Origin of the sequence: Alteromonas aestuariivivens (genome assembly GCF_003367475.1) — a bacterium.
In the GTDB taxonomy this organism is placed as follows: domain Bacteria; phylum Pseudomonadota; class Gammaproteobacteria; order Enterobacterales; family Alteromonadaceae; genus Alteromonas; species Alteromonas aestuariivivens.
On sequence record NZ_QRHA01000011.1, the window covers coordinates 39,026 to 52,883 of the forward strand.

A 13,858-nucleotide genomic window follows, 5' to 3' on the forward strand; every position below is an offset into this window, starting at 1 on the left:
AACCAATATTGATTCTGCTCGTGATGCTGCTAAGCAGTTGGGCTGTTCCTGCTGTGGAAGATAACTTTGCATTTGATGACCCGGCAAAAAGGGCGGCATACCTGAGATTGACAGAGGAATTGCGCTGCCCCATGTGCCAGAACCAGAACATTGCCGATTCGGACGCCATGATCGCCCACGACATGCGACGTAAGGTCTATACCTTGCTGCAACAGGGCAAAAGCGAGCAGCAGGTAATCGACTACATGAAAGCCCGATATGGCGATTTTGTCCACTATCGGCCTCCGGTTACGCTTGCGACCTTTTGGTTGTGGGCACTGCCGATTTTGTTCGCCGCAGCGGCACTGATTTATGTGGTTGTGCGGCGAAAACCTGCTATGCCCGAGGACATGGCAGCCAAACTGGCGAGAGCGGAAAAATTACTGGAGCAGGATAAATAATGGCCTGGTGGATGTTTTACCTGATTGCCTCGGGTTTGCTGGTATTAGTGGGGTTGCTGGTGATATTACCGGTGTTGTTTTCCCGCAATGCCTTGCAGCGGGATGCCTTAACCAACACTCAGATTGTTCGGCAAAGACTGGAGGAACTGGAACGGGAAGCCAGTGAAGGGCTAATTTCAGAGTATGACAAACGTCAGGCCAGTGATGAATTGAAACTTGCACTGGTAGACGAGTACCGCGAGTCATCCAGCCAGCCAGGAAAAGCCCGCTTGCCACTGTTTCTTGGAGCGTTGTTTGCTGTCGCAGCAGGTGTGGGTGTTTACTATCAGGTCAATCAACTCAGTATGGTTGAGCGAGCGCAGGAAGCAATGCAAGCTTTACCGCGATTAAGCACTCATTTAGCCAATGGCGGCGGTGATTCCTTTACCCAGAAAGATATAACCGACCTTTCGCTGGCGATCCGCGAGCGATTGCGTCATGCTCCGGACGATGCTCAGGGCTGGATGATGCTTGGCCGTTTGTGGATGGCAATGGGGCAGCAGCAACAGGCGATCCAGTCTTTGGAAAAGGCGTTGGCCATCAGCCCTGATGACCTGAGTTTCCGACTGACCTACGCACAGTTATTAATGGGAACCGGTGAGGAGTCTCAATTACGCAGAGCGCAATCAATTGTGGCAGAGTTGCTCACACAGAATCCCCAAAATGATAATCTGGCACTGATCATGGCTGTGGCTTCCGCCCAACTGGGTGATCTGGAGCAAACAGAGCAGTATTTTGCCCAAGTAAAAGACAAGTTGCCTGAAGACAGTGAAATGCGTTTGGGCTTGGTGGCACGAATAGCCGAGTTAAAAGAGCAATCGAATGGTGGTTCAGATGATGCAGACATTCCTGGTGAAACCGGTTTTACCATTCAGGTTATTCTGAGCGATGAGTTGCAAAGCAGGTTACCGGAAAACGGGTTTTTGATTGTGTTTGCGCAGGATGCGCTCAGCGATAATCGCATGCCAGCGGCGGTAGTGAAAATGCCGTTAGTAGGCTTCCCAATCACCATTAATCTGTCTGCTGCCAATGCCATGTTACCAAGCTATAGCCTGGACTCCCTCAAAGAAGCCCGATTGGTCGCCCGTATATCCAGTGACGAAAATGTCACAGCGCAACCTGGAGATCTGCAGGGAGAATTAAATTCGGCGGTGAAATCGGGTGAATTGTTACCTACGTCAATAGTAATCAGCGAGGAATTGAAGTGACAGGAAAAGCAGGATTCGCTGCATTACTGGTAGCTTTGTTTGTTGCAGTCAGTCTGACTGGCTGTGCGTCCCGTAACGGAACTGAGCAGGTGGAAGTACAGCAGACCGGTAATGAGCAGGGTGATCCCCGAGATCCACTCGAGTCCGTAAACCGGACAATGTGGGATTTTAACTGGGAGGTACTGGACGCTTATATCCTGCGCCCAATCACTGTTGGCTATGTCGCGGTCATGCCCCAGTTCGCCCGAACCGGGTTATTGAACGCGGTGGAAAATCTGCAGGAACCAGGGAGTTTCATCAATAACATGCTGCAAGGTAAGTTTGATCACGGCATGGACAGCCTGGCGCGGTTTGTCATTAATTCTACGGTTGGTTTGTTAGGTACCATTGACGTTGCGGAGCGGATGGGAATAGCGCGGCAGCGTGAAGACTTCGGGGAAGTGTTAGGAAAGTGGGGCGTTGATACAGGCCCCTATCTGATGCTTCCCGCTTTGGGCCCCAGTGATCCTCGAAGCTTTACCGGTGATGTGGTGGATGGCTTTTATTCGCCTGCAGCATTGTTGACCGGTCCTTACACCATAGCTCGCTTTTTAATAGATGCCTTGGAAGATCGGGCAGCTGTGATTGAGCTGGAGCCTCAACTGGAGCAGGCTGTTGATGATTACGCATTTATTAAAAACGCGTATTTTGAAAACCTTGAATTCCGGGTAACCGATGGTGCCAGCAGTGAAAAGGCCATCGAAGAATCTGAGTTGGAAGATTTTGAGGAATTCGAGTCAATGCTGGAAGACCTGGAGTTCCCTGAACCGACTGAAGAAGAGCTTAAGCTGCCTGAGGATCCGATTCAGGATAATTAACCCAGAATGGGTTTTAAATTTGTTGAATAAAAAAGGGAGCATAATAAAGCTCCCTTTCTTGTAAGGTCTGAAGCCTATTTAGGATAGCCTGCCGGATTCTGTGACTGCCAGTTCCATACATCACGACACATGTCGTCGAGCGATTTCTCAGCGTGCCAGTTGAGTTCTTTTGCCGCTTTGGTAGGGTCGGCATAGCAGGAAGCCACATCCCCGCTTCGGCGTGGAGCGATACGATAAGCTATCGATTTACCCGCAGCTTTTTCGAATGCGGCGATCATTTCCAGTACGGAATAGCCCTGGCCAGTACCCAGGTTGTAAAGGTCCAGGCCGGCGTTCAGGCTGAGCCTGTCCAGAGCTTTTAAGTGGCCGTTCGCCAGGTCTTCAACGTGAATGTAATCGCGGACGCCGGTTCCGTCTTTGGTGTCGTAATCATCACCAAACACACTCAGTTGTTCCAGTTTACCGGTCGCTACCTGGGAAATGTAGGGCATGAGGTTATTGGGAATGCCGTTTGGATCTTCACCAATCTGACCAGATGGATGTGCGCCCACCGGGTTGAAGTATCGAAGCAGTACGATGTTCCAGGCGTCATCGGAGACGTAAAGGTCCTTCAGTACCAGTTCAACCATCAGTTTGGACATGCCGTACGGATTGGTCGGCTGGCCGGTCTGCATGTCTTCCTGTAAGGGCAGGGTGACCGGATCACCATATACAGTGGCAGAGGAACTGAACACCAGATTTTTTACATTATGTTTAGCCATGGCTTTACACAGTGTCAGGGTGCCGTACACGTTGTTTTCGTAGTACTCAAGCGGTTTTTGTACGGATTCACCTACTGCTTTCAAACCGGCAAAGTGGATCACCGCGTCGATTTTATGCTCGCTGAAAATATCATTCAGTACGGCATTGTCACGGATATCGCCTTGCACAAAACTGACACTTTTTCCTGTCAGTGATTCTACCCGGCGCAGTGACTCTGCACTGGAGTTTGCCAGGTTGTCCAGTACTACGACTTCATAACCCTGCTCCAACAATTGCAGGCTGGTATGGCTGCCTATATAGCCTGCACCGCCGGTGACTAAAATGGTTTTCATGTTCTCTCCTTGGAAGATCTTGGGGGCAAGTATTTTGCGCTCAACGAATACTGTATCGGTTTCAGTAGCAGAGGATAAAGCAAAAATACCCCTGCGGCCCATAACAAAGATGTCCAGTCGGTCGCGACCCGCATAATCAGTGCAAACACCGGTACAAAAACACACAGTTTCAGTATGTTCAGCAGGGTTTTCTCTGGCACAGACAGTTGTTTGGATGCAGCCTCTAGCCTTTCAGCCCGTTCAGACAGGGGTAAGCCTTTCAACTGAGGAATCTTGCGGCTGCTAAAATATAACGCCATGTATGCTCTTAAAAAAATGGCCACGACAATCGTGGCCATTGTAGGTGAATATCCGCCGAGATGAAACCCGTGCTGCGGTTATGGGTGGTTAGCCCTGTTGCGCAACCGGATGCGGTTCATCCTGTGGCGTTTTTTCTGCAAGCTTTTCCCAGTGGCGGGTTTTCAGTGAAAGCAGGAAGATAACAATGCCAATGGCGATGCTGAACAGACTGATTTGGATGTACAGATTCGGCATTTCGTCGAGGCGATTAGGATCAAAACTGCCTGCCAGCAATCCGGCAATGACATTGCCTATGGAGTAAGTCAGTACGAATACGCCCATCATCTGGCCCGCAAATCGCTTTGGCGACAGTTTGCTTACGGCACTCAACGCAACCGGGCTGAGGCACAGTTCACCAACAGTGTGCAGGAAGTATGTCATGACCAGCCAGTACGGCGCGACTTTGAGGCCACTGGCAGCAAATTGTGCGGCAAAGAACATGACGATAAAGCCACTGGCCATGATGATCAGGCCAATAGCGCACTTGGCACCGTAAGACGGATCGATCATACGCTTACCCAGATTGATCCAAAGTGCTGCAAAAAAAGGTGACAAAATGATAATGAAAAATGCGTTGGCAGACTGGAACCAGGCAGGTGGAATTTCAAATGAGCCAATAAGACGGTCGGTGTAATCTCGACCGAACAGGTTCAACGATGAACCGGCTTGTTCAAAACCTGCCCAGAAACAGGCGGAAGCAACGCAGATAAGCAGTAGCGCACCCATGCGCTTCTTCTCGCTTTCAGTGAGCTCGCCAAAAAAGAAAATGCCGCCAAAATACATAAAAAAGATGATCGTAAATGCTACAGCAACATACTTCGCCAGTTCCACCGGGTTGATGGTGAGTTTGCCGAGGCTTGCCATGGTAGTTACTGCTGCGAGCGCAATCAGGAATATACCTATGCCCAGCCAGCTTTTTTTCTTTGTCGCATCGGAAATTTGAACTGTAGGCTGGTTGGCTACGTTGTTCAGACGAATACTGGTCGCGCGGTATTGTATCAAGCCAATGGCCATTCCCACTGCTGCGGCTCCGAATGCCCAGTGGTATCCCATGTTGGGTGCCAACCAGCCGCACACCATATAGCCAATTACGGAGCCAATATTAATGCCCATGTAATACAAGGTGTATCCACTGTCACGGCGCGGATCATGCTCATCGTAGAGTTCACCCACCATGGCGCTGATATTAGGTTTGAGTAGCCCTGTGCCCAGTACCACCAGAATCAGGCCAATAAAGAAAGTGCTGTTGGAGGGAATGGCCAGCACGATATGGCCACACATAATAATAATGCCGCCATACCACACGGCCTTTTGACCACCCAGCAACCGGTCAGCTATCCAGCCGCCGGGGAGACCCATGAAATACACGGCTCCGGTATATAATCCGTAAATCGCGGTTGCGGTAGCAACGGTAAAGGCTAAGCCCTCCTGCTGAAGACTTGCTGTCATGAACAATACCAGCAGAGCACGCATACCGTAGTAGCTCATTCGTTCCCACATTTCGGTGAAGAACAATGTTTGAAGGCCCCCTGGATGGCCAAAAAATCTTGTGTCGTTAGATGTCTTTGTTGTCACAATAACTACCTATTTTTAATTATATGTTTATTGCTTCACAGGCCTGGGTAGCGCACAGCAAAGGCATCGGGCCCAGACTCGGCAAAGGATAAGCCGTTATACTAAAGGATTTGGGGATACACAAGCGGGGAGCACTAAATGGCTCCCAATTCTGCGGTTGGGCTAAAAAGCTGCCTGATTTTTGTCCGGCAGCTATCGTTTATAATTCTCTTATTGTCGCAATGATGATACGGGCAATACCATACATCATGAGCAGCAGTACACCAAACAAGGTGAGATTGTACCCTACCTGGGGATACTTGTTTTCTTCCGGCAGTTGCGGGGCAGATATGGTGACAAGGTGTTGCAGTTGTTGATAGGCGTCAACCCTAGCATTTTCGAGTGTAATGAGTGAGGATGAGTAGGCCTGTAACGCCAGCTCCATCTGAATTTTCAGGTTGCTGTATTGGGCCATAAGTTCGCTGACTGAAAGCGCAGCTTCCGGGTTGTCAGAGGTATTAATTTTGGCCTTTTGATCTTCAATCTGATTTTTTAGCGCCCTTATCTGTCGCTTGACATTCAGTATATCCGGTGCCAAGTCTGACATCATGGACGACATGGTCTGTAACTCTGCCTGCTTTTGGGCCAGAGTGGCCTCAAGGGAAAGGGCAATTTGTTGAAATGCCGCGCCTTCAGCCGTGGGGTCCAATACGTTGTATTGGGATTGAAAAGCGAGTAACTGTGTTTTCGAATCTTTGAGCTTTTCCTGCACCAGATCGTGCTCCCCCTGGGCAAATTTCAGCTTTGACTTGGCGAGGTTATTGTTGATTTCGTTGATAAAGGCTTCGGAGCGGCTCAGAATTGTGGAGTTAATTTTTTGTGCCATTTCAGGGGAAAATGCAACGGATTTGAGCGTGATCACCGATGAAGTAGAATCGACACTGATATCCACGTGCTCCAGATAAAACAGATAAAAATCTTCGAACGTGGCATTTTTCGGCAAGCGGCTGAAAATATCTGCATTTGAACTACTGTAATGGGCTTGCAAATCAAGCGTTTCATTCAGATAAACGAGCATGTCAGAAGACTGCACGAACGCTTTGATTATATGGGTTTCACTTGTCGCCGCTGAACCGGTTACGGTTGACATCAGCAAAGACGACGGGTCAAAGTTACTGCCGCTCTCGGTGGATTTAATGATCAGCTGACTCTGGCTTTCGTATTGCGCTGAAGCCAGCAGTATCAGGTACAATGCATACAGCAACCAGGGAACCGCAATCACCAGAATGGAATGGCGGCGAAACAGCGCGATGAGTTTTTTGTAGTTATCTTGCACTAGAGGTTTCCTAAATTCTTTTAATGCAGGTTAGTCTGCCATGTACACTTTTATACCCTCTTCCAAATCCGGGTAATAGTGAAGCTGGCCATTTTCGATGAGCACCGCAGAATGGCAAAATTCACGGATTTGATCGAGTTCGTGGCTAACCATAATTACCCCTGCCGATTTGGCTTTTTCCGCCAGCGCCAGCTTGGCCTTGCGGCGAAAGGTTGGATCGCCAACCGATGTCGCTTCGTCGATGAGGTAAATGTCGAAATCGATGTTCATACAGCAGGCAAACACCAGCTTTGCGCGCATGCCTGAAGAGTAGTTTTTGACCGGCAAATCAAATTTACCACCCAGCTCAGCGAATTCCTGTACACGCTTTTCATACTGACGAAGAGACTTTACATTATTGATTCGGCCAATAAAACGGGTGTTCTCCCGTCCGGTCATTTGCGGGTGGATGCCGGTTTGCAGAGCTACCGGCCAGGACATGGAACGGTTGGTGATGATACGACCTCTGTCCGGGTATTCACTTTTGGCCAGCATGCGAAAAAGCGTTGATTTACCCGCACCGTTTTTACCCAGAATCGCGACGTTGTTCTCGGTGGGGAAATCGAAATTCAGATCACGAAAAATATATTGCGGCCCGAGTTGACTGGGATAGCTTTTGGTCAGGTTACTGATTCGTATCATCGGGCTAGCAACCTTTTCCAGGTGATATGATAGGCAGCAAGGCTGAAAAACAGGGTAACTATGGTTACGCCAATTAAGTAGTTCAGGCTAACCCCATTGTTGCCATAGGTCTCAAAACAGGCATAGCGTGCCAGTTCGATAGCATGCACCAACGGATTCCATGTGAACCAGTGCCAGTATTGCTCAGGAATGTCCTGCAGACTGAAAAAAACGCAGGAAATAAACAGCAATGGCCGTTGTAGCATAGCCTTGACTTTGTCGACCTCAGCAACAAACGATGCTGCGATCGCAAACAACATACCGACGGATATTGTCAAAATCCACAACGATAAATAGATTGTAATTAGCAACAATGGATTAGCAATTGCAAAGGTCTGGTGCAGTAAAAAAAGCGCAAGAGCCATCAGAACCAGAACCCCCAGCTTTATCGTAAATTCAAGTAACCCTGAGGTCAGCACTGCTGAGATTGGATGGACCTGGCGAAATGCATACAGTGGTTTATTTTTTTTTATTGAGTTTGATACCGCACCCATGCCGGTGAGGAAACTCTGCAACCCCATCAGGCCAATCATCATGAATACAAATAAGGGGATCGAATGAACGTCCCCGCCACTAACGAAACTTCGTGCAAAAGATAAAACAAAAACAAATACAAAGGGTTCGACAAAGGCCCAGCTCAAACCAAATTTGTCATTGAATTTACTTTGCAGTTCACGCAAAAAAAGCGCAAATATGACCCTTTTCCAAGCGTGTAGCTGTTCGCGAACGGTGATCACAATCAGTCCAGAATGACGTTCGCGGCAACGGCAATTTGATAGATGATTTGGGTAATGTCTTTAATCGCCTGCAAGGATTTTGCATCAATCGCAGGCAGAACCACGATTTGATCACCCGCCTGTATTCCAAGCCTGCCTTTACCTCCAGCCCAGAAACCGTCGTCAATGGTGTCGAACTCAACGTTACCGTTTTTTCGCAGGATCATAATACGCTCGTCGTCAGCGCGCTGGGTAAAACCACCGGCCCAGGCGACATAATCTTTTGCGCGTGCGTCCGGGTTGTAGACTACTGACTGTGGCATCATCACTTCACCGCCGACATGAATCAGGTCGGTAGTTTCGGGAATATAAATAGTGTCGCCGGCTTCGAGTAAAATGTTGGCAATCTCGCCGCGCTCAGACACCACTACTTTTCCTAATGGCTCAATTTGGCGGGCACGCTGGATGAAATCGGATACCAGCTGTGCTTCCTGTACCCTTATAGAGCCTTCACCGGTTGAACTGATTGGGGCAGTGAATACACTGCGCTCGAGGCGTTGTAGTGACTGTTCTATGATTTCCCGCTGTTTGGCAGCAACGCTTTCCCGCAAAAGGAAAATGTTGTCAATATCAGACAGTTTGGGGTCGGCTTCGACGTAATTGAGGACTTCCAACAGGCGAGTGCCTCTGTTTACCATAATTTGTGATGCACCTGCATTTGAACCCGCGATATTGATGCGATACACCTGTGGTTCGTGATCATCCACGTATTCGACCAAATCTCCGGCTTCAAGATTGAATGAGCGGAACGCGTCGAGCGTAAGATAGCGGGCAAACTGTTCATTATTGCGCACACCCGTTATCGACACATGGTTGATAAAGTCTGTCGGTCGGGCGAATTCAGTGAGAACCTCACCGTTTAATTCTTCATGCTTGAATTCGAATGTGAACGCATTTCGGGCGCCATTCTGGACCACCAGCGTGTGGCCGATAGGATGCACCAGAATGACATCGCCATCCTTGAACGAAACATTCGGCACGGTTCCGGACTTTACAAACTGATAGAGATCCACTGAGGCAATGACTTCACCTGCGCGCAGAATGTCAATGTTTCGAAAACTTCCACGGCGGAAATCCACTCCGCCTGCGCGTTTGAGAAAATACAGTGCACTGTCTGAGGCTAACCCGGCATACTGACCGGGTCTCAAAACCGGGCCGCTGATGTAGACTGAAACCGGAGTAGAGGTAAGCAAATTGACGTAGACATTGACGTCCTGGGTGTAAATCTGTTTGATGCGTGAAGTTACCGTACGATTGACTGTGCCTGCCGGGGTGTTGGCAATGGAAATTGGGCCTATGTTGGGAATAAATATATTGCCCTGATTGTCGACCGTGACCACATCGGAATAACTAACCGCCCCCCACATCCAAATGGAGATTTTATCACCGGGTGCTACCAGGTAGTTGTCATTGAGGCCAGAGGTACGCTCGGATTCAAACCCACCTATGAACACATTGGCAGCAAACGGGGGGTTGGTCATGGGTTCCTGCAATGGAAAGACCGTTTCGAAAGTGGCCTCGCCGGGGAGCGTCTGACCGTATCTGGGTTGCGACACATACTGGCCAACCTGAGCCTGCCCTGGGTTACTGGCTGGAAGAGTGCGCTGACCCTGTAACTCGATGGGCGTAATGTTAGGTGCCGGACTGGAGTTACCGGCCTGCTGACGTGCCTGTTGCAGTTGCTGGAGTTGCTCAAGTGATTGCGCCGAAGCCAAACCTCCAACCAGAGTAAGACCAATAATCAGTGGGAGAGTAATGGGTAATAAAACACTAATACGCATCATTGCTGCTGAAATCCGTCTGAATTATGGGGTTGGAAAGTGACGAGCGGCGCCAGCGCCATCCAGCCATCGTCCGTTTTGCAGATTGAACGGGATGGGCTTGATAACGAGGCCTGTTGATAAACTGGGTGGAGTTTAAAGCACAGCTGGCCGAGAGCTGAGAAATACTCCGGTCCGACTTCGAAGCGTTGCTGGTCTATGAGAATGGCCTGGCCGGTAACTGGATTTTCCAATGGAATAATTTTTGCTTGCTGAAGATTGTATTGTTCGGAAACCTGCTTGTAGTAGCTGTGAACCAGAGGGATATCGGCCTTTACCTGCGTAGGTTGAGTGGCGCAAGCAGCAAGTAAACTGGTTGCTAGAAAAAGTAAGGCAAGTTCAATGGGCTGTTTTCGAAACATTAATGCGAGATGTCCATATAGCAAATCGGCGCCTAGCATAACATAATCTTCGAAAATTACATGATTTACAGATGATAAATCATGGCCATGTAAATGATTGGTGAAAAATTGAGTGTTTGGTCAGGATTCTTCGCAAACTCAGGGGATTTTTAGTTGTTGAGGGTAGTCAGTGTCGGTTTAGTTTACTATTATAGGCCCTGGTTTCAGACCTTGCATTTAGCCAGGTGGGAGCTCGCCTACTCTGTCAGGTTAGGAAAATGGAAGTTGTAGCATTAATGGATTGGTTAAGTTTGTTTCGTTATATCACGGCAGAATTGCAGCGGCAGCGAATAGAATCGCCAGGTATCAAGGGAATTTGTTCAGCATGTTAGATTATTTGCAATTCGTACCGTTATTCACGGCATTTTTTGTCGCGTTAATTCTTCTGGTCGTAATGACCCCTCTTGCACATCAGTTTGGTTGGGTTGATCAACCCGGTATTCGCAAACATCACGTCGGTATGGTGCCTCTAACCGGAGGGGTGGCAATTTTCATGGCTGTGTTGGTGGCCAGCGTTGTCACCGATGTGTGGATGAAAAACAACCCTCTGTTTTTTACAGCTTCCGCATTCATTGTACTGCTGGGAATGATGGACGACCGCTTTGATCTCAGTGCTAAAGGTCGTTTGATGTGCCAGTTTGGCGTGGCATCAATCATGGCCTGGAGTGCACAGAATTATATTACCTCCCTTGGAAATCTGCTCGGTAGCGGTGAAATATTGCTTGGGTTGAGTGGTTATTTTTTCACTATTGTTTGTGTTGTGGGTGTGATCAATGCGTTCAATATGATTGATGGTATTGACGGTCTGGCAGGAGGAATGAGTTTAATTATACTGCTCACCGTCGTCGGATTTTTAGTGGCCTCAGGTAACGGTGGCGCTATTATGGAACCATTAATCATTGTCGCCGCAATTGTTCCGTTTCTGGCTTTTAATTTGAGCTGGAAGGGGTTTAAGGGCAATAAAATATTTATGGGTGACGCCGGCAGTATGTTTGTTGGGCTGACCATTGTCTGGTTGCTGGTTGACCACACGCAAAGCGATAATGCTGCGTTTCGTCCTATTACAGCCGTATGGCTTATCGGTTTGCCCTTGATGGATATGGCCGCCATTATGTATCGTCGTGCTCGCAAAGGGCAGTCAGTATTGCAGCCGGACCGCAAACACCTGCACAACATATTTATGCGTGCGGGCTTAACTTCACGGCAGGCATTGATTGCCATTCTTGTGATAGGTGCCTGTTATTGTATGGTCGGTATCATGGGCGAAGTATACAGAATACCTGAGTCGGTCATGTTTTGGTCGTTTCTTGCTCTGCTGTTTTTTTACAGTTACATCATCCAAAACATTTGGACTGTTATACGTAAAGTAAAACGTTATACCCGAAATAGGGCATAGCTCTATCGCCTGCACTGGAATTGTGCAGGCAACCAGTTCAAAAGTCTGATATCTTGCCTGGCTAGCTAACAAACTCAATTAAAAACACGGCGGGGCCTTTGTCTGTAACCTATTCCATTATTAAAAAAGACCTTCCTTTCCACCAGGTGGATGTGGTGGTTGCCATGGCTGTTTACCGTGAAGACAATCCCGGTTGGGTGGAGCAGGCGATAGCCAGCATTATTGGGCAGACGTATACCGAATTCGCTTTGATAATCGTTATAGACGGAGAAATTGGGGCTAGCCTTTATGAAACTATTCAGTCGTTTGCTGAGAGTGATAATCGGCTCGTTTTACTGAAGAATCATAAAAATTTTGGCCTGGCTCAATCCATGAATCATGCAATTGAGTGGGGATTCACGCTGTCTCCCAGGTATTTTGTTCGTATGGATGCAGACGATGTGGCGACACTAAATCGTCTTGCGAGACAAATTGGCTATCTGGAACATCACAAAAACATTGCAATCCTGGGATCATCGCTGACAGAAATTGATGAAAACGGCAAAAAGGTCGGTGCCCGGGTCATGCCTGCATCTCATTTACAGATTGTGCGTATGCTTCCACGTCGGTGCTCCATGAACCATCCTACAGTGACAATTCGCTACGATGTCTTTCACGATGGATTTCGCTATGATTCCAGTCTGCGAAATACACAGGATTATTTTCTTTGGATTGAACTGGCGCAGAATGGCTACTTGTTTCGAAATCTAAAGGATAAACTTCTCAAGTTTCGACGGGTTAATGATTTTTATAAGAGGCGGGGACTGGGAAAGTCTTTTAATGAATTTAAAGCCAGGATGTTTGCCATGAAGAGCCTGAGGAAATATTCTGCCTGGAATTTAGGCTACGCCTGTGGCGTGCTGGTTTTACGTTTGATGCCGGCTCAAATGGTAAAGCTGGCTTATAAATTGGATCGGCTATTGCTGGAAAAGTACGTAAAACATTGAAAGTTGGAACAGTCGTCATTCTGTATCATCCGGATCGCACTCACTTAGACAGAATGATCACACAAATAAACGCGGTCAACTGGGCTGTGGTGTTGGTGGACAACTCCCCCGTGCCACAAGATTTTTCTGCCAGCCCATCGGTTCACTATATTCATTGTTCGGAAAATATTGGCATTGCAGCTGCGCAGAATCTGGGCTTACACAAATTAGTTGGACTCGGCTTGGAATACGGTTTGTTGTTGGATCAGGACAGCCAACTGTCAGCGGAGATGCTTAGTGGTTTGGCGCGGAATTTTCTTCAGGCAGAAAAGCTGTTTGATAAAGTCGCTGTGATTGGCCCCCGTATCGTGTGCGAGTACAACGGTAAGCCCGTGCATGCGCGTGTTCAACGCAGGATTGATACCAGGGGGAATCTTATCTCTGTCAGTCAAATCATTGCGTCAGGTATGCTTTTTAAGCTCAAAACCTTTTTACAGATTGGTGAGAAGGAAGAGGCGTTATTTATTGATGGTGTAGACCATGAATGGTGCTGGCGGGCAAGAAAAGCGGGATATCACGTTATTCAGTGCCAGGATGTACCCATGTTGCATCGACAGGGCGATGCCCGGCATCGTTACCTGGGAATAACTTTCAAACGCGGAGCGCCAATCAGACTGTATTATCAGGTACGTAATGTGCTTATACTTTCACGGCGTAGCTACGTTCCTCTTTATTGGAAGCTACGTCATTTGAGCGCATTACCCCTGCGTTGGATGGTGAATCGCTGTTTTTTTCCTGATGGTAAGCAACGGGGCGATTTTTTCCGGCGAGGGTTGATTGACGGTTTGACGGACAAGCGCGGTAAATTAAAGGTTTAGGGCATTACAGATTTGTCGGAATCTCTTAGTCAACA

At 48.2% G+C, this 13,858-nt stretch carries 14 protein-coding genes; 6 read left to right on the plus strand and 8 right to left on the minus strand.

Annotated elements, in window-relative coordinates; all coding sequences use genetic code 11:
* The first annotated feature begins 23 nt into the window (after positions 1-23).
* From DXV75_RS14200 to DXV75_RS14210, 3 genes are read left to right on the plus strand one after another with little or no spacing between them, the layout of a single operon-like run.
* Positions 24-440, plus strand: coding sequence for a cytochrome c-type biogenesis protein (locus DXV75_RS14200; RefSeq protein WP_115594157.1), 417 nt, complete (start codon positions 24-26; stop codon positions 438-440).
* On the plus strand, positions 440-1,687 hold the full coding sequence (gene ccmI, locus DXV75_RS14205; protein ID WP_115594093.1) for a c-type cytochrome biogenesis protein CcmI: 1,248 nt from the start codon (positions 440-442) through the stop codon (positions 1,685-1,687). The genes DXV75_RS14200 and ccmI overlap by 1 nt, the downstream gene beginning before the upstream one ends.
* Positions 1,684-2,544 (plus strand): MlaA family lipoprotein, encoded by an 861-nt coding sequence (locus DXV75_RS14210; protein ID WP_181898437.1) that lies wholly within the window; start codon positions 1,684-1,686, stop codon positions 2,542-2,544. The genes ccmI and DXV75_RS14210 overlap by 4 nt, the downstream gene beginning before the upstream one ends.
* 74 nt (positions 2,545-2,618) lie before the next feature.
* On the opposite strand, the gene galE is transcribed toward DXV75_RS14210, so the two are convergent.
* From galE to DXV75_RS14250, 8 genes are all read right to left on the minus strand, one after another.
* Positions 2,619-3,638, minus strand: coding sequence for a UDP-glucose 4-epimerase GalE (galE, locus tag DXV75_RS14215; RefSeq protein WP_115594094.1), 1,020 nt, complete (start codon positions 3,636-3,638; stop codon positions 2,619-2,621).
* Positions 3,635-3,937 carry a DUF6170 family protein gene (locus DXV75_RS14220; protein WP_115594159.1) on the minus strand — a complete coding sequence of 101 codons (303 nt, stop codon included), beginning with the start codon at positions 3,935-3,937 and terminating at the stop codon, positions 3,635-3,637. The genes galE and DXV75_RS14220 overlap by 4 nt, the downstream gene beginning before the upstream one ends.
* Before the next feature lie 88 nt (positions 3,938-4,025).
* On the minus strand, positions 4,026-5,552 hold the full coding sequence (locus DXV75_RS14225; RefSeq protein WP_115594095.1) for a peptide MFS transporter: 1,527 nt from the start codon (positions 5,550-5,552) through the stop codon (positions 4,026-4,028).
* 199 nt (positions 5,553-5,751) lie between these two features.
* The gene (locus tag DXV75_RS14230) at positions 5,752-6,867 is read right to left on the minus strand and encodes a KpsE/RkpR family capsule polysaccharide export protein (RefSeq protein WP_115594096.1); all 1,116 of its coding nucleotides are present in this window, start codon (positions 6,865-6,867) and stop codon (positions 5,752-5,754) included.
* Between the two features lie 30 nt (positions 6,868-6,897).
* Entirely contained in the window at positions 6,898-7,548 is a 651-nt protein-coding gene (locus DXV75_RS14235; RefSeq protein ID WP_115594097.1) for an ABC transporter ATP-binding protein, read from the minus strand.
* Positions 7,545-8,324 carry an ABC transporter permease gene (locus tag DXV75_RS14240; protein WP_115594098.1) on the minus strand — a complete coding sequence of 260 codons (780 nt, stop codon included), beginning with the start codon at positions 8,322-8,324 and terminating at the stop codon, positions 7,545-7,547. Before DXV75_RS14240 ends, DXV75_RS14235 begins: the two co-directional genes overlap by 4 nt.
* A 2-nt stretch (positions 8,325-8,326) precedes the next feature.
* Positions 8,327-10,144, minus strand: a complete 1,818-nt coding sequence (locus DXV75_RS14245; protein ID WP_115594099.1) for a polysaccharide biosynthesis/export family protein — start codon at positions 10,142-10,144, stop codon at positions 8,327-8,329.
* A complete protein-coding gene (locus DXV75_RS14250; protein ID WP_147291838.1) occupies positions 10,144-10,584 on the minus strand; it encodes a hypothetical protein in 441 nt (146 codons plus the stop codon). The genes DXV75_RS14245 and DXV75_RS14250 overlap by 1 nt, the downstream gene beginning before the upstream one ends.
* A 325-nt stretch (positions 10,585-10,909) precedes the next feature.
* Between DXV75_RS14250 and wecA the strand changes: the two genes are divergently transcribed.
* The 3 genes from wecA (at position 10,910) to DXV75_RS14265 (ending at position 13,823) form a co-directional block, all read left to right on the plus strand.
* On the plus strand, positions 10,910-11,980 hold the full coding sequence (gene wecA / locus DXV75_RS14255; protein ID WP_115594101.1) for a UDP-N-acetylglucosamine--undecaprenyl-phosphate N-acetylglucosaminephosphotransferase: 1,071 nt from the start codon (positions 10,910-10,912) through the stop codon (positions 11,978-11,980).
* Positions 11,981-12,078: 98 nt separating this feature from the next.
* Positions 12,079-12,966: a glycosyltransferase gene (locus DXV75_RS14260; protein WP_342767314.1), complete on the plus strand. Its 888-nt coding sequence runs from the start codon at positions 12,079-12,081 to the stop codon at positions 12,964-12,966.
* Positions 12,963-13,823 (plus strand): glycosyltransferase family 2 protein, encoded by an 861-nt coding sequence (locus DXV75_RS14265; RefSeq protein ID WP_115594102.1) that lies wholly within the window; start codon positions 12,963-12,965, stop codon positions 13,821-13,823. Before DXV75_RS14260 ends, DXV75_RS14265 begins: the two co-directional genes overlap by 4 nt.
* Positions 13,824-13,858 lie beyond the last annotated feature (35 nt).